This is a genomic window from Cloacibacillus porcorum, from assembly GCF_001701045.1.
Taxonomy (GTDB): Bacteria; Synergistota; Synergistia; order Synergistales; family Synergistaceae; genus Cloacibacillus; species Cloacibacillus porcorum.
The window spans coordinates 2,487,295-2,512,057 of the sequence record NZ_CP016757.1; the positions used below are offsets into that span (position 1 = coordinate 2,487,295).

Here is a 24,763-nt window from a genome sequence, read left to right on the forward strand (position 1 = left end):
AAAATTTTATGCTCTTTAGCTCTATTGGCGTTATTGGCCGCTCCGAGGGCCGCAAGCGCCGATGAGAGGATAGATATAGACAAGATACGCGGGCCGAAGATAGAGGAGCTTGCGATGTTGATCATCTCCAACCCCGACGCGCAGATAATGGCCGCCGAGGCCGGGGAGCTCGACATCGTGAGCGATATCGCCCGCCCCTCGGACATCGACCGTCTCAGCGCCAATAAAAATTTGCAAATGTCCCTCGCGCGCGGCATGCACGCCTTCTTTTTGCTGCTCAACAACCGCGCCGCGCCCTGGGATGATAAGGATGTGCGCCGCGCCGCCGCGATGGCGATCGACCGCGGCAGCATCGTCCGCATGATATTCTCCGGTTACTGCGAACCGATAAATTCCTGGCTTCCCCCCGTATCGCCGTGGGCGCTGGCCAACAGCACGGAGGATATTTACAATCCCGCCGCGGCAAAGGAGCTGCTGAAGAAAAAAGGGTACAGCTGGGATCTCGCGGGGATGCTTGTCGCCCCCGACGGTAAAAGGCTGCCCACAATGAAGCTGCTGACGCCGCTCGCGCGCGTCGCGCCGACGACGGCGGAGCTTGCGGAGCTGATCGCCGATTCGCTGAAGGCGGTGGGCTTCCCAGCCGAGGTGGACCCGATAGATTTTTCCACGATGATTGCGCGGCTCGACCGCAAGGATTATTCTCTGGCGGTGCTGGCCTGGAGCATGGGGCGCAATCCCGATTCTCTCTATTCCTTCTATCACAGCGATATGGATGTCGAGGGCGGCTACAATATGACCGGCATCAGGGACGCGAGGCTCGACAAGGCCCTCGCAGAGCTGCGCTACGCGCCGGACCGCGCCGCCGCCGAGAGAGCCTCGGATGAGGCGCAGCGCCTGCTGCTGGAGCTGATGCCCTCGGTGCCGATCTACAGCCGCATCTCGGTGGCGGCGATCTCCGGCAAATGGAAGAATATCTTCACCACGGACAAGATGACGGCGGACAATATGTGGACGCTGCTCACGGCGGAGCCGAAGGACGGCAAAATGCGCCCCCTGACGATGCTGCTGCCGGAGGAGCCGCGCAACCTCAACCCCTTCACCGCCTCCTCGGCCTATTCGTGGCAGGTGCTCGGCATGATATACGAGTCGATGCTCTCCACGGATCCATACACGCTTGAGAATATGCCGGGACTCGCCGCCTCGTGGGATATCCGCACGGCGGGAGAGGGCAAATCGCGCCACACGGAGCTTATCTTCAGGATCAGGCGCGGCCTTCGCTGGAACGACGGCAGCCCGCTGACGGCGCGCGATATAAAGGCCAGCATCGACTTCATCCATAAGAATAAGATACCGCGCTTCTTTGACTCGGTAAAAAACATCAGAAGCGTCGAGACGCCGGACGACTACACGCTGCGCGTCGTAATGGATGGCGTCAGCTACTGGTATCTTGACAACGTCGCGGGCATTCCGGTGATCCCGCAAAAGGTCGTCGCCAATATCAAAGACTGGCAGAGCTGGGACCCCCTCAGCACGAAAAACGCCGGCGGCCCGCGCGGCCTTGTGGGAAGCGGCCCGTTCATGCTCAAAAGTTATAAGCCGGGAGAATATGTGATGATGAAGAGGAATCCCCATTACCGGCTGCTGGGAGGCGGGGCAAGATGAGCGGGAGATGGTTCCTGAAACGCCTCCTCTCTTCCCTCGTCGTCCTCGCGGCGGTGCTGGTGCTCAACTTCCTGCTCTTCCGCATGATGCCGGGCGACGCGGTGAGCACGATCATCGATCCCTCCTTCTCGCCGGAGGCCAAGGAGAACCTGCGCGCCATCTACGGCCTGGACCGCCCGCTGTGGGAGCAGTTCGTCATCTATATCAGGCAGATGCTCACCTTCAGCTTCGGTCTCTCCTTCCTGAGCCGCAAACCGGTCTGGGACGAGCTCGTCTCGCGCCTGCCCGTGACGCTGACCCTCACGGTAAGCTCGATGGCGCTCTCCTCCGCGCTCGGCGTCTGGCTGGGCATCAAAGCGGCGCTGAACCGCGGGCGGCTGGCGGAGAAGATCGTGCTGCGCGCGAGCGCCGTCACCTCATCCTTTCCAGGCTTCTTCGTCCAGCTCGTGCTGCTGATGTTATTCGCGCGCGCTCTGCCGATATTCCCGCTGCGCGGCACCCTCTCCGTTCCGCCGCCGACGGGCGCGCTTGGCATATTTCTCGACTACGGCTGGCACCTGGCGCTGCCCGTATTGTCGCTCTCACTGATGGGCTTCGGCGGCTGGGCCCTCTACGTGCGCAACCTCATGGTGCGCGCGCTCAATGAGGACTTCGCGCTGATGGCGCGCGCCCGCGGCCTTTCGCGCGGACGCGTCGTCTGGCACGCCTTCCGCACGATACTGCCGCCGATCCTGACGATCCTCCTGATGTCCGTCCCCGGGCTCGTCTCCGGCGCGGTGATAACGGAGTCGGTCTTCTCGCTGCACGGCGTGGGCACCTTCCTGCTGGAGGCGATCTCCGGCCACGACTACCCCAGCGCGGGAGCATCCTTCTATCTGCTCGCGCTGATCACCGTATTCTGCAACCTGCTCGCCGACATCACCTACGGGCTTGTCGACCCGCGCGTGCGCATCGAGGGCAAGGTACAATGAGAACCATTCTTACACGCAAAAGCGTGATCGCCTTCATCGCCATCTCCCTTATCGGTGCCTTCGCGCCCCTTATGATGAGCCAGTCGCCCTACGCGATAACCGGCGCTCCGTTCGCGCGTCCTCTCTGGTGGCGCGGCGGCACGCTGTCCGCGACGCAAAATTTCACGATAAACGACGGCCGTCTCGATCTTGAATGGGATAAAAACCCGCCGGCGATATTCTCGCTCTCAGGCCGGATCACCGCGAAGCCGGAATCCAACGTGCGCGTGATCTGGCGTACGCGTGATAAAGACTATCTGCTCGATGATCTCAGCGGTTCAGAGACATACTGGATAAACCAGGACGGCCGCGACATGATATTCAAGCAGGCGCTGGGCCTGCCCCTCATCAGCAGAAGCGTTGACTATCTCTTTCCGGCACACGGCACGTACAGCCTCATCGTCGAGGGCGCGGAGAGCGTGGAGCTTAAACTGTCGCTGCCCGGCGAACGACAGGGGCTGCTCGGCACCGACCAGCGCGGACGCGACGTCTTTACGATGCTCATCTACGGCATTCGTACCTCTTTAATAATCGGCATCAGCGCGACGATCATCGCGAGCATGCTGGGCATGGCCTTCGGCCTCACCGCCGGTTACATCGGCGGCTGGTGCGACACGCTCATTATGCGTGTGGTGGACATCCTCCTTTCGATACCGACGCTGCCGATACTGATGGTGCTCGCTGGTATCTGGGGCAAGGGGCTCTGGCAGCTCGTGCTGATACTCTCCATCTTCTCCTGGATGGGCACGGCGCGCTCCGTGCGCGCGCTCGTCCTCACCGTGCGAGAAAGCCCCTGGGTGGAGTCGCTGCGCGCCCTCGGCGCGAAACGCGGCTACATCCTCTGGCGGCACCTCGTGCCGGAGACCGCGCCGATACTGCTGGCGAACATCGCGCTCGGCGTGCCGGGAGCGATACTCGCGGAGGCGGGGCTCGCCTTCCTCGGCCTCTCCGACCCGCGTCTGATCTCCTGGGGCCGTATGCTGCACGAGGCGCACTCCTTCGGAGCCTTCACGGAGGGCGCGTGGTGGCTGCTGCTGCCGCCGGGATTCGGCATCGTGGCGATCTGCCTGATATTTATGGATATGGGAAAATTCCTGGAAGAAAAGATAGATCCGAGGCTCAGCGGAAAATGATACTTGAGATAAAAGACCTTAACGTCACATACAACAGCAAATCGGACAACCCCAACGCCGCGGTGCGCGGCGTATCCTTCGCGCTGGAAGAAAACTCCTTCAGCGGCCTCATCGGCGAATCCGGCAGCGGCAAGAGCACGGTGATAATGACGCTGCTCGGACTGCTGCCGAGAGACAGCGCGGCGAGCGGCGAGATTTTATATAAGGGGCGCAGCATCCTGGGCATTCCCGAAGACAAAATGGCCTCCCTGCGCCAGCGTGAGATCGCCCTCATTCCGCAGGGGGCGCTCAACTCATTCACGCCGGTAATGACGATCGGCCGCCACCTGCGCGAGGTGCTGGAGCTGCACCTCGGCCTCAAAGGCGAAGCCGCCGAAAGACGTATCACTGAGCTGCTCGCGGAGGTCGAGCTTCCCCCCGAGATCGCCGCGCGTTATCCCCACGAACTTTCCGGCGGGCAGAAACAGCGCGCCGCGATCGCCATCGCCCTCTCCTGCGAACCCAAGCTCATCCTCGCCGACGAGCCGACGACGGCGCTCGACGTCATCACACAGGCGGCGATCCTCCGACTCCTTGAACGGCTGCGCCGCGAAAAGAACCTCACGATACTGCTCGTAACCCACGATCTGCCGCTGGCCGCCTCGGTATGCGGCGAACTCTTTGTCATGAAGGACGGGAAGCTGATCGAAAGCGGCACGCCGCGGCAGCTGATCGATTCGCCGCGCGAAGCGCACACCAGGGCGCTCATCGCCGCGATGCTGTAGGAGCGTGATTACGATGGAAAATATTGTAGAGATAAAAAACCTCACCATAGAATTCAACTCCCGCAGCGCCAAAAGCCACCGCGCCCTCGACGGCCTGGACCTCGCTCTCGAACGCGGCGGCACGCTCTCGATCGTCGGCGAGTCTGGCAGCGGCAAGAGCACCCTGCTGCGCGCGGTGATGGCGCTCATTCCCCCCACCGCCGGCAGCGTGGCGCTCTTCGGCAAAGATACGGCAAAGATCACAACGGCGGAGCTCAACAGCCTGCGCCGCCGCTGCGGCTACGTGCCGCAGGACCCCTACGGCGCGATACCGCCGGGGCTGTCGGTCATCGACGCGGTGATGGAGCCGGAGATAATCGCGGGGGTAAAAAGAACGAAAGAGGAACGGCTCGAACGCGCGAAAAAACTGCTCGCCGAGGTCGGCCTCACCGGAGAGAGGATACTCGCCTCGCGCGCCGTCGGCCTCTCCGGCGGACAGCGCCAGCGCGTCGAACTTGCGCGCGCCCTGATGCTCGATCCGGAGCTGCTGCTCTGCGACGAACCGACCTCGATGCAGGACGCCTCGACGCGCGGCGAGATCATCGAAGTGCTGCGCCGCCGCACCGGCGGCGGCATGTCGATGCTCTTCGTCACCCACGACCTGCTCCTCGCAGCCCACGCGGCGCAAAAGATAGTCGTCCTCAAAGAGGGCAGACTATGCGAAAGCGGCGATTCAAAAGAGGTGCTAGCCGCGCCGCGGCACCCGTACACAAAGGCGCTGCTGGACGCGCTGCCGAGAATCACCTAAGCAACACACCTCAGATAGGCGGCCAACCTTTCTTTAACATATTCCCCCGTCATCTCGATCATCGGCCAGGAATCGCCGTCGCGGTAATAGCTGTCGAATGCTTCGTAATAACGACGTCTGTCCGCAAACTTCACATTGACGGGCGGATATCCCCCCTGCATCAGCATGAGATTCAGTATCAGCCGCCCGGTGCGTCCGTTGCCGTCCACAAATGGATGGATACCCTCAAATTTCAGATGAAACAGCGCCGCACGCTCTATCACGTGCAGCTTTGCATCTGAAAATTCCGCGGACAGCCTCTCCATAAGCTCAGGCACCATCACCGGCAGCGGCGGCTCGTGAAAGGCCCCCATAATGCGTACTGGTATCCGACGGTAGAGCCCCCTATCCTCCGGCCTGTCCATCAGCACCAACGTGTGGATTTGTTTGATAACGGTTTCGGAGAACGCGGCTTTATTCTCTACAAGTTCCTGTACATATATAAAAGCGTCGCGATGCCCCACCGCCTCCAGATGGTCTTTCAGCGGCTTGCGGTCAACAGTGAGACCAGACAAAACCAAAGCCGTCTCCCGAAGCGTCAGCGTATTGCCCTCGATCGCGTTGGAATTATAGGTGTACTCCACCAAAAACTCATCACGCAGCCGCTGCAGTTCTCCCGCGGTCAGAGGACGCCGCCTCTCCGCCTCGCCTCTCATGGCGTCTATACAGGCAAAAAGCTCCTCACGACGAAGGTCCTCCGCCTGATAACGAAAGCTGCGCCCATCCGCCGGTTTAAGAGCCTCCGCGGGTATCAGATAATAACGCCCGTTACGTATAACCCCCGGAATTCTATCCTCCGAGCACAAAACCCTGACACGGCGGTCAGATATTCCCCAGCGATTCGCCGCCTCTTTTACACTGATATAGGACATTACGCATCACCACCTCTGCCTGCGATTCTACCGTTTCAGTATACTTCTTTATCGGAATAATAGCAAAATATTTTTACCAACTTAGGAATAATAGCTTATCGTTTAGCGCACTCCACAAAAACAGCCCCGGGATCATCTTTCCCGGGGCTGCCGCGTTATCGTTATACTTTCGAAAAATTATTTTATCGCTTTGATGACACTCTCCACCGCCTGCATGGCGTCCGGCGGAAGGGCGTCCATGCCGCCCTTTTCCGTTTCGCGCGATTTGATGAACTGCAGACGGTCGTTCATCCTGTTGGTAAATTGCTGCTTATAGGTCCAGTTGTTGAAGTCGGGCTCAAAGCCGGGTATCAGCATGTATTCTATACCGGGGATGCCGCCGAAGGACTTCCACTCGGCCTTGCCCTCGACGATCCCCTCCAATATTGAGAGCGTCGTGTTCTTCTCCACCTTCTTATCCATAAACGAGCCGGTATTGAGAATATAACATTCAACGCCGTCCTCAAAGAGGGTGCGGAAGCGGATATAATCCATCGCTAGAGGATAGGTGCGGAAGGGGTTCGCGTAACTTTCAATTACCAGCGCGTCGGGGTCCACTCCGGGAGCAAGGCGCTCGGCGGAGGTGCGCTTCGTCGCAAGCGTCGAGCCCATCACCGAGGCGAGCGACGGCCCTGTAAGCTTCACCACCGGCGGCAGCGTCGGGTCCTTCATGAGCCAGCATATCGCGTTGAGGGGCTCGTCTATCCTGTCTATGCGGTTCGGGGTCCAGAAGCGGGACTTCACGGCGCGGCCGTTGCCGTTGCGGATATCCTCGCTGACCACCATCAGCTTTCCCTCCTCATCGCGCGTCACGCCGCAGTTCTGCAGCGACAGGAGATACTTATTGTCGGGACAGCCGATGGGATAATCCTGCATCTTGTCGAAATAGGCCGGTTCAAGGGCGATCGCGTACTTCTCCTTGACATTTATAATGACGGCGTCGTCGTGAAGCACGGTGACATTATACTTATCCTTATGCTTCGCGTGCGTGATGGTCGACTTTCCGGAGCCGGAGAGTCCGAATACGGCGAGAACATACTTCTTGCCGCTGCCGTCCTTAAGCTCGTAGCGTTTGAGACCGCCGTGGCAGGAGGCGTAGCCGTTGCGCGCGGCGGCGCCCCAGGCAAGCGTCAGCGTACCCTTCTTAAACTCTCCGAAATAGCGCATTCCGAGGATCGCGGCGCAGTTCTGCTCCGGAGAGAAGAAGGCGAGGCCGAGGGGATAATCGGGATGCGTCCAGTATGGGTCGGCGTAGACAAAGAGGTCGCCGTCGGCAGGCAGTTCACGGGAATTCTTATAGCGCGCCGCGTATTCGTCATTAAGATACTGGAAGTTCAGCATCCAGCTATAGAGATTATTTTCAAATCCCTCCGGCATCATGATGTTGGCTTTGACCATAAAATCCTCTTCAAGGCCGATGACCGCCTGCGCCGAATAAAAATGACGGAAACGGGAGTTATGTATAGCCTCGCGTAAAAGCGTCGCCAAATCCGGCACGGATACGCCGGGATGGCCGACGATCCTGCGCGCCGCGGCACAGCGTCCAAAAATCGCGCCGTCGTTAAAGAGCAGTACGTTGGCGCCTTCGGGAAGTCCCAGCTCTGTTGGCCGGTAGACGGGCATGCCTGTCAGTTCCACTGTTCCGGGGCTGTCCTTCGCAAGCCTGTAGGCCTCCTTAAGATCCTTGACCGGAGAGACGTTATTGCCGTAAAAGGCCGTCTCTATAGTCGTCCTGATGGGTGTGGCATTGAGCCTCTTGAAACTCTCCAAATCCACAAAATGCCCCTGCGTAGCCATACTTTTTCCTCCTGTAATAAAGAAAATTGTAACTAATTAGTTATATTTCTGTGACCTGTCCGTAGCATACATCAATAATTAAAATTGACAAGAGTTTTGTTACAAAATATACAATTTCAGAATATTGGAATATTAATGGCATAACAAACGACTGTCCGTTTTTTATTTATAACTAAAGATGATTTATGAATAAAATATTCAATTAAGTATTATAATTAAGACAATTAATATTTGTTGGGAAGGTATAGACATGGCACAAAAACATAAAAGAGCTTTCACTTTAGTAGAAGTGCTGATCGTCATACTAATTATCGGCATACTCGCGGGGCTGATAATGCTATCAAGCGGCAGCGCGACGGACACCGCGGAGAGGACACGCTGCGTGGCGGACAGGCGTTCACTGCGCTCGGCGCTCTACATATTCCGCATCGAAAAGGGCGGGACCACGAGCGCCGACCTTAGCGCCACCCTCAACGAGGTGCTGGACAAGATGTTCGACAACGGTCAGGGAACGGTCAGCGGCGACAGCGAAATAAACGGCATCTGCCCCTCAAAGGGAATATACGACGTAACTATCAGCGACGATAAATACCTCATCGCCTGCTCCGTACACGGCGGCGAGAGCGGGGGAGACGTCATGATACCTGGAACTACCGTGAAAATTCCTGAAAATAAACAGTGGGATAGCATTGATGATTTTTTGGAAGATACACGCCGTACCCCTCCCCCTTATGAGATTATGGCCGGAGATGTGATAAAAATAGGCGATGACGTCTATGTAGCATTGGGATGCACTGCTAAACTAATCCTGTACATATAGGGGGTAAAAGTGAGACAAGATATAATTGTCTTTTATACATGACAATAATATCTTGTGGCACAAGAGCTATGTTTATATGCACAGGAGGCCTGTAATGCGATACACGAAAGAAGAGCGTCTTGAAATCGGACGAAAAGTTTATGAGGGGATAATGACGCGTTACGAGGCTGCCGAAGCCTACGGCATCAGCGACGACACGGCTAGGGACTATATGCGGATGTATCGTGATTTCAACAGTCTGCCGCCCAAGTCTTCCGGAAACGGTTCGGACAGTTATGTTTACAAGCCTTCCGAAAGACGGCCTGACCTATCAGATTATGAGTCCATGACAAAAAAAGAACTCATTGTTGAGTTGATTAAAGCGAAAGTAGCGGAAGCAAGATTAAAAAAAGGCTACGAGGTGAAAGGAGATGGTCCGGTAAAAGAATATATCCTTTTAGACAGCTCGAATACCAAGTAATTCTGGAACTATCCGAGTATTTTCCTGTAGTCATCCTGTGCCGTGTGACGGGGATTCCCAGAAGCAGCTTCTATAACTGGAAACGCAGCCTGTTTGAACCGTCCAAAAGAGCGAGGGATTTTGCTAGAAGTGTAATGCTCTTTATGGAATATCATAAAAGATATCCGTCGCACGGATACAGATGGCTTAACGCGAAGATACGCCTTGACACCGGAATAGTCCATTCAGATCCGTACGCCTATAAATGCTGCAGGGCTGCCGGTATAAAGAGCAAGGCAAAACACTACCGTTATAAAAAACCAGGCAATCCGTACAGATTATTCCCCAACCTGCTTCTTGCAGGCCTGCCGGTATACTCACCGATGCAGTACATAGCGAGCGATATGACGGCATTCTGCTTCAAAGGTACGTACTATGAGCTGACACTGTATATGGACCTATGGAACAACGAAATAGTAAGCCATGCGTTGTCTTCAAGGCGCGGAGACAGAATGACATACATAGACGGGCTGGAAGGACTGATAATGAATAAAGATAAAAAAACGGAATGGCAGACGATACTGCACACAGACCAGGGCGCGGTATACGCCTCCAAGAAATACAACGACATCTTGGAACTGAACCATATAGCCCACTCCATGTCCAGGAGCGGAACTCCTACGGACAATGCGGCGATGGAAGCGATAAACGGCTGGCTGAAAGCGGAGCTGTTTACAGACTTTCATGTAACAGGCAAAGAAAACATAGAGCGGGAGATAGAGGAATACATAAAATTCTTCAATGAAGAGCGTCCGGCCTATGCTTTGGGATACATGACGCCGAAACAGTATAAGGAGGCGTATGGCGGAAACGGCAGTTTTAGGAGTAGGACGTAACGAGATACCCCCCTACTATACAGAGTTAAGCAAGTCAACTGTCCAGGTTTTGTTGACTAGTGCAGGAAGCGCACCTGTAGATCCTAGCAGTATAAATAGAGGTAATTATTTTAATGATAGTAGATATTTCAAGATGTCGGATAGGACAGTGTCTGATTGGGTAAGTAATACCCATTATGACAGGGGGGATGTTTGCTCTTTCAACGGGACATATTATATAAGCAACGAAAACGGAAGTAGCGGTCAAGGTAAAACTCCCGGCACATATGGTGGATGGGTAAAGATATTGCAGTAAATATCAAATTACTGATTGACATAAAATCTGCCGGCAATGCGGATAAACAAAATCAAATAACAAAAGTTTTGGAGAATTATTCCATTAGCACAGCAAAAGACAGAGAGCCACCAGAATCATGGCTCTCTGTCTTTTTGTTTTGCAAATCAAAAATAAATTACTTAAGCTTAACGGTATAGCCGATCGAAAGCACCTGCGTGAGGCCGTCGTGGATGTAGGCGGATGCGTAATCTGCACGGCCTATATGCGACTGTACGTCTCTGTTGCCGGCCCAGATCGCGGTGTATGCGAAGGCAAGTTCGCTCGTCTCGTTCGGACGGTACTTGAACCCGATGCTGCCGCGGTGGCGGTCGCCGGTCGGTACGGTGAAGTCCATCCATTCGTCAGGCACGGGGCTTTCGTCATAGACATAGCCGCCGAGGATGCTCCATTTCTGGCTCAGCTTATGCTCAATACCGATACCGATACGCCACGCGGCGCTCCAGTCCTTCGGGTTATCTGATTTCGTGTTACCAAGTATCGGGTCGTCAAAGGTGAGATTGAGAGCATTGTAGGTGCTCCAGTTCGTCCATGTCGCGTTTATCTCCATACGCGTTCTGTCGTTGAATTTGTGTCCCAGACCAAGAGAGAGAGAGTCTGGGAGGGTCACCGTCCCATGCGCCATAGTGGACACATTTTGAGGACCTAAACCCAGTAGTGTTCCACTAAAATTAATGTCTGCATCCATTGTATGTTTTACTCTCGCCCTATAAACAACCGCCGCGGAGGTTTTTGGGGTAAAGTCATACATCAAAGAGGCTACCCAGCCAATATTTGTGCTGTCACCGTCAAGGTCTGATCTAATATCGCCAAGGTGTGTTATACTTCCTGGGGCAAACGCCGGAACATCCTTTTTCATTCTAAGCTGAACGTAGTTGATATCAAGTCCCACGGCAGCGGAGAGCTTGTCGTTGATCTTAAAGGCATAGGTAGGCTGTAAGGTCACCCCTTTGACGCCGGTAAACACCGTGTCATATCTTCCGGGCCAGAGGTCGTCGTATTCAATCTGGTTGCCATAACGGGCGAAGAAGGCCACGCCCCACCAGGAGTTCTTGCCCGCCTTCTGCGCGTAATACATATAGGGTATCAGCGCGGGGCTGTATGAGTTGTCCCATTCGTCGGAATTATTACGATTCAGCACACTGCTTTTTAAACCGTTAAACGTTACCGACGTCGCCGGATTCACCCAAGCTGTACCGATACTGAGGTAGCTGCCGTTGAGCTTCGTTATCTGCGCGGGGTTGTAGGCGAGCACCGAGGGATCATTTTCCCCGAACATATAGTTGTCGCCCATCGCCGTACCGGCGGCGCTCCACTCATAGACGCCGAATCCTTCGGCAAAGGCCGCGGCGGGGATCGAAAGCGCCAGCAGCGTCAGCATTAATGCCGCAATCAAATTTTTCCTCTTCAATGAACACAATCCTTCCATAAGAAAATTAATTAATATGTCCGAAGCCTGGGTGCTTCTGCCCCAAACTCGGGGTAATAACCGAGATTTCAATGCTCACGTCCGTGCCGTGTATGTAATAGGAGGTGAAATCGGCCAGCGTGCGCGATTCGAGGTAGCGGAAAAAGGCTCGTGACAATTCGTCCATCATGTCGCCGATAAAGCACTTCTTACCGCGGCAGCCATCGAGACGGCAGCCGCGCGATTCAAACGGGCCGCCGAGCAATTCAAAGATAGGATAGAGGGGCGTCTCGGAGGGGACGCAGTTAAGCCGGTAGCCTCCGCCCGGCCCGCGGACGGACTTTACCAGACCACCCTTGTTGAGACGCTGCAAAACTTTTGAAAGATGCGGCTCAGAGGTTCCGATCGCCGCCGCAACCTGCTGCGTGGTGAGGCATTCATCCGGCTCCTTGGCAAGCTCGCCAAGCGCGTGAAGTCCCAAAAGCAACGGTTCCGGCAGATCTACTATTGGATTCAGCTTTGATTTCCCCTTTCCAAAAAACTATAATGGAATACTGGATATTCTATTCCACTTATATTAACGGGTCAAGTAGTGATTATAAAGTCATAAGAAAAAATTTTTATACATAATATGAACGGCAAAAAACAATAATGCCGCAGACTGGCTTCACGGGCCGCCTATGTTCGCCAAAAGACTTGATGCGTTTGCCGCGATTTGGAATCTCGCCTATGAGTCCCGGCTAAAAATGTGAGATAATATGCGAAACATAGCCAAACGCCGCGCCCGTACGGCCATGCGGCGTCAATGGCTTTTAGCGGAGGGGTCGAGAATGTTCTGGAGCAACGTATTTGAAACGGCTATGCTGTTGTGTTTCGCCGCCGCCTGGCCGGCTTCGATATACAAATCATGGGTCAGCCGCACAAGAAAGGGAAAAAGCCTCGCCTTCATGGTAATAGTGCTGATCGGTTACATGGCGGGAATCACGAAGGTGCTCGTCAGCCACAGCGCGATATACATGCTCATTCCGTACACAGTCAACACCACGCTCGTCGCCTGTGACCTTGTGCTATATTACAGAAACTACCGCATCGACGAGGGACTGCCGCACATCTTCGGCGAGCATTAATTTAATTAAAACCACCGCGGCGTTATATTCCACCGCTGCATTTTGCCGAAATCTGACCTTACTACCACAAACATGCGACAAAAACAAGGGGGCAAGCACCTAAAATACCCTTGTTCTGCCAATGGTAACACTATATACTATGCGAAGAATTTGGAGGCGGTACTATGTCCCTGCGGAAAATATCCGGTTCGCGCCATCGCGGAGCGGCGCTGCTTATAATAGTATTGATAGGCTTTATCCTGCTTTTCATCATCAGCGGGATCGCCGTCAGTATCGCGTGGAAAACAATGAGAGTCGAGGGCTGGCAGACACAGAATATCGAACGGCGCCGGCTGGACTACATCGCCCGCACCGCCGCCAACCTTGTCGTAGAGGAGATAAGCAACGACAAAGGGGTGACCTCCTTTGACAACACGCTCAATATCAGCAACGGCATCTCGGCGGATAAAAAACTTATCTTTGACGATTCCCAAAAGGTATACCTTACGCTCAGCATAAAGGGCAGCAACAGCTACTGCACAATAACGTCCGTGGTCTCTGCCGATAATGGTGAGAAAGTTACGGTCTCGGCGAATATGGTAAAAAGCGGCGACACCTACATAACGACATGGAGGAACGGGAAATGAGGCGCACCGGAAGCATCCTGACAGAAATCCTTGTGGCGATCATCATCTTTACGGTCGGCCTGATGGCGGTCGCCGGCACGATAATGTTCAGTATGAGGATCATAATGGACTCGGCCCAGACGACGCTTCGCGAGCAGGCGCTGTTCAACGACGCGGAGAATTTTCTTGCAGAGCGCATTCTGGAAAACACCGGCACTCCCGGTTCGCCCGCTGAATTTATTAAAAACGACAGTATCGTCATCGGCGACAAAACATTACACTATTCGCTCCACCGTTATCGCCTCAATGATAAAAAGGGAAGCGAAATGTATGTCATCAAGAGGGAAAACTCATGAATAATAAAAAACTGGCGGCCTTCACGCTTGTCGAGGCTCTGATAGGCGTCATCATTATGATGATCGTCATTGGCGGGATCGCCCTTTCCATCAAGATGGGAATAGACATGTACGGAAGGGCCGAGGCCCACAGCGAACTGATCAACGGCATGCGCTTTACGCTTGATTCATTTAACCGGGAAATATCACCGATGCTTAGTTCGACAAAAGAGATAGAGATACTGTCGTACGACAACGCTGACATTCCTGCCGTTCTCTCAGACGATGTACATTACCTCTACCTCAAGGACGGTGCGTTGACTCACAGGAGCAAAGATGGAGAAGAACCGCTGACCGGCTCGGAATACATCTCACAGGTGCTTTTTTCCATACCATCTGCCGTTGATGAAAAAGGAGAAAATTACACCTTAGCAATGAAGCTCATCGCGCAGCATACCCGTTACGGAGCTGTACATTACAAGACTGGCGTAGACAAGGCGCTTTATAACAGGCCGGATAAGCTGGGACTGACTGAAGGGACAATACTTCGCTTCAAATTTAACGAAGATGAGATGCTCAATGTCCTTGTGGAAAATATCAGGCTTTATGATGGCGCAAAAGACATCAGCAACTCGACAAACGTGTCTAAGGGTACCGAGGTCACGGCAAGCTACGACCTCAAGGTTGAAGGTACAGACATAGCGGATTATGAAGATACCTCAATAGTCGAATGGTACATCGCCGCTAACGTCATTGACAGTAGAAATATCTCCAACGAGCCCCCTGACGCACAAAATATCAATGAATGTCACTGGCAGCTTGTCGATTCTTCCGGAACCCCATTGACGGGAAAAACCTTGAATACATCGGAAGATTTTTATCTAAAACATGGCGACTCAGTCACTAAGTGGTCATATGGCGTGGTGCGCTGCCGCGTGACGCCGCAGATATCCGACACGGCAAAAAACATCGTTGGAACAGGTGAACCAGCATGGGGGCCATACGCGGTCATTATAGAAAAAAAAGACTCAAATAAGGGCGGAAAACTATGGCCGGAGTGGTTTGACCACCTATCCAACGGAGGACAAACAGATGATTTTATAGAAAACACAAAGGATGTTACTATCGGGGTATCTACAGAGACAGGTAAAAAAATCGTCACGTTGAATCCTGGTTCCAGCAACAGCGGCAGCGCCATTCTGGCGGACGTCCGCCTGAGCTTGATGGGCGACGAGCGCTTCTACTCCAGGGGAGAGCATGGCTATGAAAGCATGGCCATTACCAGCATCACAAACTATTCCATCATCGTCGATGCGGAGATCGTCGATACCTCTGGCTACGGAATCCTTTTAAACGGCAGGGTCGCCTACAGCAACAAGACGCCCAAAGACTATGGGTATATGTTTCAGTATGATAAAGCCAGAAAAACATTTCTCATTAGATTGTTTGGAAATTCTCAACAAGCCTATGGCGGAAACCCTGACTTTGCCGATTTATTCGGCGAAAAAGAGGCTCTTTACGGAGCTTATCCAGAACGCGCTTTAGCGGATAAAAACGGAATTGCGTTAAATGACGCTAATAATGCCAAATCTGAATACGTAATCAGAGGCATGCAGAACGACGCCTTTAAACTCGAAGGTAACGAGACGGCTGAAAAATATTATAAAAAGCGAAAACGCGTACTTTATACTATCTTAGAGTATTATTACGCTGGCGAAGATAAAACAAAGCCGCATTACATATTGCGGATGAGAACTCTGAAAGACACCGACACTGAGCTAAACAAGATGTCTCCAGATAGGCGCAGCGAGGTAGTCAAGAACGACCCTTGGTTTATCGGCGCGGATTTCTACGATTCCGAGCCGATCTGGTTTGGAGACTTCGTCGGCAGCCCGGAAGAGAAATCCGGAGACATCTATATAAACACCGTGAAGAATTTCAGCAAAACACTAAACGGTACTAAAATAGAAACTGTTAATTATAATAAAAACCGCTATCCCATGGCTGTGCATGACGAGAAAAGCAGTAAAGACGCTTACGCCATCTACCGTGGCTACGACCTCAATGTCTGGAAAGATCTACAAGCAAAATGGGGGGATAAATCATGGACCAGCGATCAAAATCTCCAAAAAACATACGCGGCAGACGGGAAGCGTTATATCGGCGTCAGAGTTTGGGGGTCTGATACGACGACGACAGGCGTCCGTTTTTACGAAATAAATATTGCACCGGGCTTCTCCATTGATGAATTACGGGCTATAATGCCCAAGGGCGGCTTGCTCTATCAGGTGGAAGAGACATACAATATGGGAGACTGGAACAAGCTGAACGACGCGGATAGAGATAAAATGTTCAATTGGCAAAAAAACCATGACGGCGCTTTAAACAAAATTTTTGCCGGTGATGAAATAGCCGGCGGCGGAAACAAAGCTTCAGACGGCAAAGGGAACAATAGCAAGAGCGGGAAAGTCGGAGTGGGGGACATCCAGCATGTACCTGGAAATTGTACCTGCTCAATGTGGCATGGCAAATAGAGGGAAGCTTGCCAGAAAAGAGGTATAACTGCCTATCGGCCGCGTAATCTACATTCGGCCGCTTTAAATCAGAACAAACTGGTTTAGAGCGGCCTTTTTGTTTTTGATAGACACAGTCCGTTTAGGGGAGACAGCTTCACCACAGCAGCGGGAGCGTGATTTTTATTATGGACTCATCGTTGTAAAGGGTTTTATGCCTCTTGAGCACCATAAGTTCATTAAAAATATCTTATCGTTAAATTTTAACGAATGAACCTTGCCGTGCCGCCGGCAAAAACCAACAAACCTCCGGGCTTACGCCGTCGGTACTGCCACCGCCTGTGCTCACATTTCTATTTATGCACGCTGCATTCAACGTTATTATCGCCGTCGCTGGCGCTGTAAACGCCGCCGGAGGGACAGGCAGCCTCTTTATTCGATATCTGGTCGTGATACTTGGCGTTTATAAATTCCTGCAATGTCTCGTTCGACGAATGGGCGAATTTATATATAGACCAGCCCGCCTTTATCGCTTCGCGGTTCCCCAGGCAGGCCGCCTCTTTCGCCTTTTTGTCCGAACCGCCCACACTAAGCAATAATCCGCCCGCAAGCACCCCGATTATTATTATCACTATCAGCAGTTCAACAAGCGTGAATCCGGTGCTCTTTTTAATTTTCATCGTCAGTACCCTCTTTATTCAGTAGTCATCTATATCCGCCACGATTATAGAATATTTGGCGCTAGGGGGCAAACCAACCATAGGATAATCGGATAAAACGCCTCAGTAAATAAGACTTGGCAATTCCTTGGACCCCACATATGAACGCCGCGAAGGACTAATTTATCTTTCGTTGCTTTACTCGGTATTTAGCGGCTTAATAGTTTTGTGCCGGAGAGGAGTCGCGTCAGTTTCTATAATCGCGCTGATCAACGCATTTATCGTAGTCGTTTTTTGAAAGGCGGATCCAGTCCGTACCGTCAATGCCTCTTTTAAAATCAGGATGGTCCGGCAGTACAGAGGCTATCTTAATCCAGCGTTGTTTTTCATACGCTATAGCGCGTATCTCTTTCGCAACTTCGGCAAAATCCGTGTCTCGGCTGAATAAAATGGCGACATCGCATTGATCCAGACGGGCTGCCCTGACAAGGTCAAGTGCGATACGGATGTCGACTCCCTTTTCACTAGGGACACCGGAATTATAATGGAGCGGCGTCGTAAAGATATCGACACGCGTGTCCTGTGCCTTATGGGAGGCAAGCTTTTTTGTCCAGAAGTTGTGCCAGAACGGCGATTTTTTTGAATCATGAATTCCCGTGTAAAGATGGATTCCTGTCAGCTTCCAGCCACTGTGCCGCGTGATTACAAGGCGCGAAAGTTCAACAGGGTCAAAGTTCGGGAAGCTATAACCCCATGCGGATTTTGACGAAAGGAAAAGATTTTGTAGATCAAAAAATGTTACGGCTCTTTTTATAGGCGGTTCGACATATGGCATCTAAGTTCCTCCCGTCTAAAAAATAACCCTCTTGGAGATACTGCGACGGGTACACCCGACACCTCCAAGAGGGAGAACATACCTGTATTATATTCACACCCAGAGATGTTGTCAATAATGTTCTGGTTTTTCATAATTTTAGCATAATAAAGCTTTATTTTTATCTCTTTTTTATATGATGTTGATTTCTTTTGCGATATGCGCTATGTTTTTTGTAATTTACTGCACAGTGATGATACAATGAACCCGCAGCAGAGAGATAATATAGGAGGCATTATGATGATAGACGAGAAGAAGCGAGAGTCTTTCGGGAGCCGTATCGGGTTCGTCCTCGCGGCGGCGGGGTCGGCGGTGGGGCTCGGCAATCTGTGGAAGTTTCCCTATATAGCGGGGAGGAACGGCGGCGCGGCCTTTCTATTTATTTACATCGTGATAATAGTCTGCATCGGCATCACGGCGATGATGGCGGAGGTGCTCATCGGGCGCATGGGCAGGCTCAACGCGGCCGACACCTTTGAAAAGCTCGGCGGCAAAAAATGGAAGCCAGTCGGGCTGGCGGGAATATTATGCACCTTCATCATTCTTTCATATTATTCGGTGATCGGCGGCTGGATCGTAAAGTATTTTTTCATGTCATTCACTGATCTCATCGAGCAGGCCGGAGCGGGAAAGACGGGGGAGATATTCGGGGCATTTGTCTCAAATCCTTCCCAGGTCATCTTTTATCAGGGAATATTCATGCTCATTACGGCGCTTGTCGTATTATTCGGGATAAAGGGCGGCATCGAACGAAGCTGTAAAATCATGATGCCGATGCTCTTCGTGGCGATGCTCGTTCTCATCATCCGCGCGGTGACGCTGCCGGGGGCAATGGCGGGAATAGAGTTTTATCTGAAACCAGATTTTTCCAAGGTGACCTCCGAAACATGGCTCGCGGCTCTGGGACAGGGCTTTTTCTCGCTCTCGCTCGGCGCGGGCGCTATCATGATCTACGGCAGCTATCTGCCTAAGACAGAGAATATCGTCTCTTCAGTGAAGCAGATCTGCTTCATCGATACGGCGGTCGCCTTTCTCGCTGGGCTGATGATCTTCCCCGCCGTATTCGCCTTCGGCGCGGAGCCCGCGGCGGGTCCTGGGCTAACTTTCATCACCGTTCCCACGCTCTTCGCGAAGATGAGCGGCGGCGTTGTCTTCGCGGTGATCTTCTTCCTGCTCTTCTTCGTCGCGGCGCTGACGTCTTCAATATCGCTGCTTGAGTGCTCTACGGGATATTTCGTCGATCACGGCATGGACAGGAAGCTGGCGACGCTGATAACGGCGGCGCTGATATTCCTCACCGGCATTCCCTCCGCCTATTCGCTATCCGGCGGTCTCAAGATCGGCAGCCGCGATTTCATTGACGCCGCCGGTTATCTGACTGACAGCATCATGATGCCACTCTGCTCGATGTTCTGTTGTATCTTCGTCGGCTGGATCCTTAACAGGGAACTCGTGAAACGCGAGGCGACAAGCGACGGAAAGATCGGCTTCGGCTCTTTCAATATCTGGATGATGATGGTTAAGTTCGTCGCCCCCGCCGCGATCTTAGTGATCTTCTTTACGGGGCTTAAGTGGTAGGGTAAAGCACGGATAGTATTCGGTAATGGTAAAGCGCGGCGTTTTTATGGAAGCGCCGCGCTTCATTTTTTATAAGGTATTCGGAAGTAATCCAGCACTTCTTTGAAGCTGTCCTGCGCGGTCAGACAGGTATCCATCAGGTATCCACGTTCACAGTCCCATTCGCTCATCCCGCGGTAATAGAACATTTTAAGCTTTTCGTTTATGATAAACGGCACGATGTCATTTCTGAGACATTCTTTGAAAAGAATGAGCCGCCCAACACGTCCGTTGCCGTCCTGAAACGGATGGATAGTTTCAAAGCGCACATGAAAGTCAATGAGCTCCGCCAACGTTTTTTCCCCGGTGCTGCTGTAAGAGGCCAGCAGTTCACGCATCCGCCGGGGAACCTCTTCGGGAGCGGCTGTCCTGCGTCCTCCGACCTCGTTCGGCATCCGCTTGTACTTTCCGACGGCGAACCAGCCCTTACGGCTGTCGCTGGTTCCATTTTTCAGCGCGGCATGAAGTTCGAGGATAAAATGCTCACTCAACGGACGCGCCGCATTGTCGATTATCATATCGATGCAGCGGAAATGGTTGGCCGTCTCCAGCACGTCGTCCAAGTCCACGGCCTGATCCGAAACGCCAATAGTGTTGGTTTCAAAAATATATCGCGTCTGATCGTGAGTGAGCCGGCTGCCCTCGATATGATTGGAGTTATAGGTCAGGTCGATCTGCACCTTATGATAAATACCCCCGGAAAGTCCGCCCTCTTTTTCACGCCGCAAATATTCCAGCAGAGTGGCAGGAGCCTTCCTCGCCCTGGGAATTCGGGAGGGCTTCTCCGCCGTCTCGGGAATGTTCCATGTCTTGCCGGTCAAAAAAGCATCGAGGATACGTCCCTGCGCGCAGTAGCCGCGTACGGCACGTTCGGAGATATTCCATTTTTTCGCTGTCTCGGCAGAAGAGAGGAATTTCATAACCGCCACCTCATTTCCTTCTCCCGTATTATATGCCGTTATCGGAAATTTATCATCTAAATTAGCGCTAAAAGTTCACATATTTATTACCGATAACGGTACGGCGCCGTAACCACAAAAAAGCACGGCGTTACTGTAAAAGCTATCATGACCACAGGCAGAGAGGGCTTTGTTCACACAGTCTGGGAAAAAATAACATAGGCGGAGCTCTTGATCGGAGCGTCGCCTATACAACATTAACATTTACTAATATGATGAAGATAGGCAATGACAAGAGTCTTGTTCTTACGGGACCGGCTGCCAACCGCCAACCTCATTTATATTGCCGTTTTTATCAAGAAGTTCTATTCTACTTAAAGCATCCACAGCTGAGCCGTCCTGAAAAATGGCCGACACTCCTACAGACACGACTTTACCATTCGCATCAACCTTTTGATACCACTGGCCCTTGTAGTAAATAGCTTTGGCGTTCCAGCCGGTGACAGCATTTTTATCGCTGTTGGCAAAATATATAACCTCGCCCTTGCCGTTTAAGAAATGCGGATGAACATAGAGGGAATCATCCTTTTCCCATTTAGGCCAGCCCCCCATTTTTTCCAATAAAGCATCGCTTATGTTGGTATTTACGGAGCCGCCGATATTTACGCCATCGCCCAATAATTTGTTGATTGCATCCTGTTTTGCGGAACCATCAAGCTTTAATATTCTATTTATAGCATCGGCAAAAACACGAAGCCTCGCCCAACCATAAAGGTCTTCCCCTTCATGCCCTTGTATGGTACACATTATTCCTAGTTTTCCGTCGCCTTCATCGCTTTCCGTAATGATATAGACGCCGCCTGCGTGGCATATTCCATCATATGTAGCCATCACATCGTCGGAGGTCAGTACATGTCCTTTGGTAAACTGCCTCATCGCTCTTTCCAGGGCGACTCCAAAAGAGCTTCCATTTTCCGCGCGCTCAACATAATAGGCACTCTTTATCGTACGCCGGTCACCCAAGCAGGCCGTTCTCTCCGCCGTTTCCGTTGACGACCCGGCGCTCAGAGCCATAAGCCCAGCGAGTATCCCGATTATGATTACGACGATCAATATCTCAACAAGGGTAAACGCTTTACATTTCTCATATCTTTTTCTGTTTTCCATAACGATAATCACCTGCTTCTCGTCCGCGTATTATATCAGAAATTTTACCCCGTATGAAAATACAATCGCAGCTGAGAGCATTTTAAATTTATTATGCCATTCAGCAACACTGAAAATTTCAGCGTTTCATCAATACGTTATCTTTGGCCGCCTTTGAAAAACTTTCCCAGTATCCCGTAAAGGACCGATATATCTATCGGCTTTACCACATGGGCGTTCATTCCAGCCGCGCGCGCCTTTGAGGCGTCTTCGTCAAAGGCGTTGGCCGTCAGCGCGATGATCGGAACGGAGGCGGCGTCGGGACGCTCCATCTCCCTGATCGCGCGCGCCGCCTCGTATCCCGTCATAATGGGCATCTGGATATCCATGAGTATGGCGTCTATCTCTTTCGGAGCCGAGGCTGCGAAGATGTCGGCGCATATCCTGCCGTTTTCCGCCATCAGGCACTCTATTCCCCACTTCTCCAGCATTCGCCGCACGATGCTCGCGTTGATCGGGTGGTCTTCGGCGACGATGACCTTCCGCCCCTTATAGGCGTCCTCGGCGAGAAGCCCGTCCCGCGAAGTTTCGGCGGCGGGCAGCGCGCGCTCCAGCCTCAGGTCAAACCAGAAGCGGCTGCCTCTGTCGGGCTCGCTCTCAACATGTATCCAGCTGCCCAGCATCGCGGCAATCTTTGAAGCAATCGCCAGCCCCAGCCCCGTGCCTTTGACGGCGCCGCCGCTGCGCCCCTCCTGCTCGAATTCGGTGAATATCGCGTCGAGGTTCTCTTTTTTTATGCCGATGCCCGTATCCTCCACGGACAGCCTCACAGAGAGCTCTTTTTCATCTGTGGAGAGCAGCTCAAGACGAAGCGCGACCTCTCCGCCGGGGCGGTTGTATTTTATTGCGTTTGAGATAAGGTTTATCAATATCTGTCTGATACGCAGCTCATCGGCGCTTACAAACAGCTCCCCCTCCGGCGACTCCAGCCGGAAGGCAAGCCCCTGCCGCGAAGCAACGGCGGCGTAGATCACCCCGACGGCGCGCACCGTCTCCGCAAGGTCAAATGAATCTTTGCGCAGCTCCATTTTGCCCTCGTTTATCTTACTCATGTCAAGCACGTCGTTTATCAGGGAAAGAAGGTGCTCCGAAGCCTTCTTGATCTTTTCGCTCGCAGTCTTTATCTCTTCGGTGGGCGATGACTCGGCGATCTCGTCGTTGATGCCGATTATCGTAGTGAGCGGCGTGCGGATCTCGTGGCTCATGGAGGCGAGGAATTTGCTCTTCGCTTCATTCGCCCGCTCAAGCTCTAGATTCTTTTCTTTCTTTATCCTGTACATACGCCAGAGCAGGACCAGCGCCGCCAGGGTGGTGGCAAAGAGACCGGCCAGCGCGGCCGCCTTTTCCGGATCGGTGTAGATTATGTCGCTCCATCTGGGCTGATAGTATTTTTCCGTGTTCCGGCGCACGATATCGCGGATATCGCTCGCGGGGAGGCTTTCAAGCGTCTTGGATATTATGGAGAAAAGCAGCGGGTCCGCCCCCGCCGAGACTCCGAGAGAGAGGCTCTGCGTCTCTCCCGAGACTCCTTCGTAGTAGAGATTACGGTATTTGGCAAAGGATGAATAGTAACCTGCCTCGTAGGCGTTGATGAAGGTACAGCCGACATCTCCCCTCTTGACCGCCTTGATACAGTCAAGGGTCGAGGAATAGGAGACATATTTCATGCCGGGGGCAAATTTACGCACGTTGGAGGCGATATAGTTGCGGTTGAGCACCGCCACGCTGTCGACCGGCGCGGCACGGCTCTTTTTCACACAGACAATCGCGGCTTGGGTGAATAGCGGCGTGACATTCGCCCCGTTTTTCGTGGCCCATATATAGTCATAGGTCATAGAGCTGACGATGTTTTTTTCGCTTTTCATCTTGCCCGACAGCGCCGGAGCGGGCGCGTTGATCCCCTCGGGGGTGAACTTAAGCCCTGATTTCTCGGATATCAGTGCGAGGATCTCCGGGACGATGCCGAAAAACTTTTTCTCTTTGGCGTCGTAGTATTCCATCGGATACCATGTATCATCATATAGTATTACGACATGCGGGGCGCTTTTGATATAATCCCGCTCAGCGCGAGTGAATACGACGGCGGTCTCGCGCTCCGTGCCGTAATATTTATTGTAAAGGTCGGAGTTAAAGCTGGGGTAGAAGAAGTTAAGTTCGTTGAGCGCCTGGTTAAGTTTCTCCCAAAGGACAGTGTTGTCTTTATTCACCGCAAAATAAAAGCTTTCTGGGGCAAAACGCGCAACGATCTTGAGTCCCCTGCCAAGACGGAAGTTATCCGAAAAAAGGATGTCAGCTCTTCCATCCGTCAGCGCACCAACTGCCTCCTTGTAACTGGGATAGAAGGTGTTATGGGTGGAAAACCCTTTGGCGCGGCAGTAATTAAGATATTTTTTATTATCGGGGCTACCCATGACAAGCGCGGCGCGCGCGCCGTTAAAGGAGGAGAAATCTTCGTAGGCGAAACGCCCATCGTCGTTCCTCACCACGATGCACTGAGTGCTGCGTCCGGTAGAGAGTGGGGAAAAGGCTAACCGATTTCCGCGGTACTGGTCTTTGCGCAGATAGCCGACGACGTCGACCTCACCGCGCTCAAGCCGCTCTATGGTCTCCGCGAGGGTGCCGCCGATAAATTCGTACTTCCAGCCTGTAAACTGCGCCAGCGCCAGAAGATACTCGTAAATATAACCGTTGCTGCCCTCAGGCATATCGGGACCGCCGTCCATAAATCCGCCCACACGCACGGTTGCGCCTCTGCCGTACGGCTCCGGCGGCAGGGCACAGCTCTTTCCCGCCGCCAAAGAGAGGATAATTACCGATAGGAGAATACACAAGACAAAAGGCTTCCATAAAGATGATGCGCCTTTTTTATTCTTTGACGGCAGATCAAGTACTCCAAACATTAACGCCAGCTCCCTGCTTAGGGGCATA

General features: G+C 52.7%; 23 protein-coding genes. 14 read left to right on the forward strand and 9 right to left on the reverse strand.

The genetic code is table 11. The annotated features are described in order from the left end of the window. Nucleotides 1-33: 33 nt before the first annotated feature. Genes BED41_RS11365 through BED41_RS11385 form a run of 5 tightly spaced genes read left to right on the forward strand, consistent with a single transcriptional unit; the run spans nucleotide 34 to nucleotide 5,356 of the window. Nucleotides 34-1,662, forward strand: a complete 1,629-nt coding sequence (locus BED41_RS11365; RefSeq protein ID WP_084002422.1) for an ABC transporter substrate-binding protein — start codon at nucleotides 34-36, stop codon at nucleotides 1,660-1,662. Then, a complete protein-coding gene (locus BED41_RS11370; protein WP_066746266.1) occupies nucleotides 1,659-2,633 on the forward strand; it encodes an ABC transporter permease in 975 nt (324 codons plus the stop codon). The genes BED41_RS11365 and BED41_RS11370 overlap by 4 nt, the downstream gene beginning before the upstream one ends. Then, the gene (locus tag BED41_RS11375; RefSeq protein ID WP_066746268.1) at nucleotides 2,630-3,805 is read left to right on the forward strand and encodes an ABC transporter permease; all 1,176 of its coding nucleotides are present in this window, start codon (nucleotides 2,630-2,632) and stop codon (nucleotides 3,803-3,805) included. The genes BED41_RS11370 and BED41_RS11375 overlap by 4 nt, the downstream gene beginning before the upstream one ends. Further along, nucleotides 3,802-4,569 (forward strand): ABC transporter ATP-binding protein, encoded by a 768-nt coding sequence (locus tag BED41_RS11380; RefSeq protein WP_066746270.1) that lies wholly within the window; start codon nucleotides 3,802-3,804, stop codon nucleotides 4,567-4,569. Before BED41_RS11375 ends, BED41_RS11380 begins: the two co-directional genes overlap by 4 nt. A 13-nt stretch (nucleotides 4,570-4,582) precedes the next feature. Beyond that, nucleotides 4,583-5,356, forward strand: coding sequence for an ABC transporter ATP-binding protein (locus BED41_RS11385; RefSeq protein WP_066746272.1), 774 nt, complete (start codon nucleotides 4,583-4,585; stop codon nucleotides 5,354-5,356). On the opposite strand, the gene BED41_RS11390 is transcribed toward BED41_RS11385, so the two are convergent. Next, nucleotides 5,353-6,267: a Fic family protein gene (locus tag BED41_RS11390; protein WP_066746274.1), complete on the reverse strand. Its 915-nt coding sequence runs from the start codon at nucleotides 6,265-6,267 to the stop codon at nucleotides 5,353-5,355. The genes BED41_RS11385 and BED41_RS11390 overlap by 4 nt on opposite strands. A 177-nt stretch (nucleotides 6,268-6,444) precedes the next feature. After that, entirely contained in the window at nucleotides 6,445-8,103 is a 1,659-nt protein-coding gene (locus BED41_RS11395; protein WP_066746277.1) for a phosphoenolpyruvate carboxykinase (ATP), read from the reverse strand. 250 nt (nucleotides 8,104-8,353) lie between these two features. Here BED41_RS11395 and BED41_RS11400 point away from each other — a divergent pair, with 250 nt between their 5' ends. From BED41_RS11400 to BED41_RS16515, 4 genes are all read left to right on the forward strand, one after another. Then, nucleotides 8,354-8,923 carry a prepilin-type N-terminal cleavage/methylation domain-containing protein gene (locus tag BED41_RS11400; RefSeq protein WP_066746280.1) on the forward strand — a complete coding sequence of 190 codons (570 nt, stop codon included), beginning with the start codon at nucleotides 8,354-8,356 and terminating at the stop codon, nucleotides 8,921-8,923. 94 nt (nucleotides 8,924-9,017) lie between these two features. Continuing rightward, nucleotides 9,018-9,383 (forward strand): helix-turn-helix domain-containing protein, encoded by a 366-nt coding sequence (locus BED41_RS11405; protein ID WP_066746283.1) that lies wholly within the window; start codon nucleotides 9,018-9,020, stop codon nucleotides 9,381-9,383. A gap of 35 nt (nucleotides 9,384-9,418) precedes the next feature. Beyond that, nucleotides 9,419-10,258: an IS3 family transposase gene (locus tag BED41_RS11410; protein WP_229712443.1), complete on the forward strand. Its 840-nt coding sequence runs from the start codon at nucleotides 9,419-9,421 to the stop codon at nucleotides 10,256-10,258. After that, entirely contained in the window at nucleotides 10,224-10,553 is a 330-nt protein-coding gene (locus tag BED41_RS16515; protein ID WP_157102336.1) for a hypothetical protein, read from the forward strand. Before BED41_RS11410 ends, BED41_RS16515 begins: the two co-directional genes overlap by 35 nt. A 157-nt stretch (nucleotides 10,554-10,710) precedes the next feature. Here the strand turns inward: BED41_RS16515 and BED41_RS11415 are convergent, their stop codons facing one another. Continuing rightward, nucleotides 10,711-11,988 carry an OmpP1/FadL family transporter gene (locus BED41_RS11415; RefSeq protein ID WP_168160261.1) on the reverse strand — a complete coding sequence of 426 codons (1,278 nt, stop codon included), beginning with the start codon at nucleotides 11,986-11,988 and terminating at the stop codon, nucleotides 10,711-10,713. Nucleotides 11,989-12,028: 40 nt separating this feature from the next. Further along, nucleotides 12,029-12,481 carry an RrF2 family transcriptional regulator gene (locus tag BED41_RS11420; protein ID WP_168160262.1) on the reverse strand — a complete coding sequence of 151 codons (453 nt, stop codon included), beginning with the start codon at nucleotides 12,479-12,481 and terminating at the stop codon, nucleotides 12,029-12,031. 349 nt (nucleotides 12,482-12,830) lie between these two features. On the opposite strand from BED41_RS11420, the gene BED41_RS11425 reads away from it, so the two are divergent. The 4 genes from BED41_RS11425 (at nucleotide 12,831) to BED41_RS11440 (ending at nucleotide 16,601) form a co-directional block, all read left to right on the forward strand. Further along, nucleotides 12,831-13,127 carry a hypothetical protein gene (locus tag BED41_RS11425; protein ID WP_066746295.1) on the forward strand — a complete coding sequence of 99 codons (297 nt, stop codon included), beginning with the start codon at nucleotides 12,831-12,833 and terminating at the stop codon, nucleotides 13,125-13,127. 164 nt (nucleotides 13,128-13,291) lie between these two features. After that, nucleotides 13,292-13,753: a hypothetical protein gene (locus BED41_RS11430; protein WP_066746298.1), complete on the forward strand. Its 462-nt coding sequence runs from the start codon at nucleotides 13,292-13,294 to the stop codon at nucleotides 13,751-13,753. After that, nucleotides 13,750-14,088 (forward strand): type IV pilus modification PilV family protein, encoded by a 339-nt coding sequence (locus BED41_RS11435; protein ID WP_066746301.1) that lies wholly within the window; start codon nucleotides 13,750-13,752, stop codon nucleotides 14,086-14,088. The genes BED41_RS11430 and BED41_RS11435 overlap by 4 nt, the downstream gene beginning before the upstream one ends. Beyond that, a complete protein-coding gene (locus BED41_RS11440; RefSeq protein WP_066746304.1) occupies nucleotides 14,085-16,601 on the forward strand; it encodes a hypothetical protein in 2,517 nt (838 codons plus the stop codon). Before BED41_RS11435 ends, BED41_RS11440 begins: the two co-directional genes overlap by 4 nt. A 332-nt stretch (nucleotides 16,602-16,933) precedes the next feature. Here BED41_RS11440 and BED41_RS11445 read toward each other — a convergent pair whose 3' ends face one another. Then, nucleotides 16,934-17,260 (reverse strand): prepilin-type N-terminal cleavage/methylation domain-containing protein, encoded by a 327-nt coding sequence (locus BED41_RS11445; RefSeq protein WP_066746307.1) that lies wholly within the window; start codon nucleotides 17,258-17,260, stop codon nucleotides 16,934-16,936. 226 nt (nucleotides 17,261-17,486) lie between these two features. Next, nucleotides 17,487-18,074: an NYN domain-containing protein gene (locus BED41_RS11450; RefSeq protein WP_066746311.1), complete on the reverse strand. Its 588-nt coding sequence runs from the start codon at nucleotides 18,072-18,074 to the stop codon at nucleotides 17,487-17,489. 276 nt (nucleotides 18,075-18,350) lie between these two features. Between BED41_RS11450 and BED41_RS11455 the strand changes: the two genes are divergently transcribed. Beyond that, nucleotides 18,351-19,691 carry a sodium-dependent transporter gene (locus BED41_RS11455; protein WP_333543727.1) on the forward strand — a complete coding sequence of 447 codons (1,341 nt, stop codon included), beginning with the start codon at nucleotides 18,351-18,353 and terminating at the stop codon, nucleotides 19,689-19,691. A 62-nt stretch (nucleotides 19,692-19,753) separates the two neighbouring features. Here BED41_RS11455 and BED41_RS11460 read toward each other — a convergent pair whose 3' ends face one another. From BED41_RS11460 to BED41_RS11470, 3 genes are all read right to left on the reverse strand, one after another. Next, on the reverse strand, nucleotides 19,754-20,650 hold the full coding sequence (locus tag BED41_RS11460) for a Fic family protein (protein WP_066746318.1): 897 nt from the start codon (nucleotides 20,648-20,650) through the stop codon (nucleotides 19,754-19,756). A 285-nt stretch (nucleotides 20,651-20,935) separates the two neighbouring features. Continuing rightward, nucleotides 20,936-21,796 (reverse strand): prepilin-type N-terminal cleavage/methylation domain-containing protein, encoded by an 861-nt coding sequence (locus BED41_RS11465; RefSeq protein ID WP_066746321.1) that lies wholly within the window; start codon nucleotides 21,794-21,796, stop codon nucleotides 20,936-20,938. 137 nt (nucleotides 21,797-21,933) lie between these two features. Beyond that, entirely contained in the window at nucleotides 21,934-24,735 is a 2,802-nt protein-coding gene (locus BED41_RS11470) for an ATP-binding protein (RefSeq protein WP_168160263.1), read from the reverse strand. Nucleotides 24,736-24,763: the final 28 nt, after the last annotated feature.

Bases quoted from the DNA above. Each gene is read 5' to 3' on its own strand.
- BED41_RS11465 (WP_066746321.1), bottom strand. From the start codon at position 21,796: ATGGAAAACAGAAAAAGATATGAGAAATGTAAAGCGTTTACCCTTGTT.
- BED41_RS11395 (WP_066746277.1), bottom strand. From the start codon at position 8,103: ATGGCTACGCAGGGGCATTTTGTGGATTTGGAGAGTTTCAAGAGGCTC.
- BED41_RS11470 (WP_168160263.1), bottom strand. From the start codon at position 24,735: ATGTTTGGAGTACTTGATCTGCCGTCAAAGAATAAAAAAGGCGCATCA.
- BED41_RS11440 (WP_066746304.1), top strand. From the start codon at position 14,085: ATGAATAATAAAAAACTGGCGGCCTTCACGCTTGTCGAGGCTCTGATA.
- BED41_RS11370 (WP_066746266.1), top strand. From the start codon at position 1,659: ATGAGCGGGAGATGGTTCCTGAAACGCCTCCTCTCTTCCCTCGTCGTC.
- BED41_RS11385 (WP_066746272.1), top strand. From the start codon at position 4,583: ATGGAAAATATTGTAGAGATAAAAAACCTCACCATAGAATTCAACTCC.
- BED41_RS11460 (WP_066746318.1), bottom strand. From the start codon at position 20,650: ATGAAATTCCTCTCTTCTGCCGAGACAGCGAAAAAATGGAATATCTCC.
- BED41_RS11435 (WP_066746301.1), top strand. From the start codon at position 13,750: ATGAGGCGCACCGGAAGCATCCTGACAGAAATCCTTGTGGCGATCATC.
- BED41_RS11390 (WP_066746274.1), bottom strand. From the start codon at position 6,267: ATGTCCTATATCAGTGTAAAAGAGGCGGCGAATCGCTGGGGAATATCT.
- BED41_RS11405 (WP_066746283.1), top strand. From the start codon at position 9,018: ATGCGATACACGAAAGAAGAGCGTCTTGAAATCGGACGAAAAGTTTAT.
- BED41_RS11450 (WP_066746311.1), bottom strand. From the start codon at position 18,074: ATGCCATATGTCGAACCGCCTATAAAAAGAGCCGTAACATTTTTTGAT.
- BED41_RS11445 (WP_066746307.1), bottom strand. From the start codon at position 17,260: ATGAAAATTAAAAAGAGCACCGGATTCACGCTTGTTGAACTGCTGATA.
- BED41_RS11455 (WP_333543727.1), top strand. From the start codon at position 18,351: ATGATGATAGACGAGAAGAAGCGAGAGTCTTTCGGGAGCCGTATCGGG.
- BED41_RS11400 (WP_066746280.1), top strand. From the start codon at position 8,354: ATGGCACAAAAACATAAAAGAGCTTTCACTTTAGTAGAAGTGCTGATC.
- BED41_RS11425 (WP_066746295.1), top strand. From the start codon at position 12,831: ATGTTCTGGAGCAACGTATTTGAAACGGCTATGCTGTTGTGTTTCGCC.
- BED41_RS16515 (WP_157102336.1), top strand. From the start codon at position 10,224: ATGGCGGAAACGGCAGTTTTAGGAGTAGGACGTAACGAGATACCCCCC.
- BED41_RS11430 (WP_066746298.1), top strand. From the start codon at position 13,292: ATGTCCCTGCGGAAAATATCCGGTTCGCGCCATCGCGGAGCGGCGCTG.
- BED41_RS11380 (WP_066746270.1), top strand. From the start codon at position 3,802: ATGATACTTGAGATAAAAGACCTTAACGTCACATACAACAGCAAATCG.
- BED41_RS11375 (WP_066746268.1), top strand. From the start codon at position 2,630: ATGAGAACCATTCTTACACGCAAAAGCGTGATCGCCTTCATCGCCATC.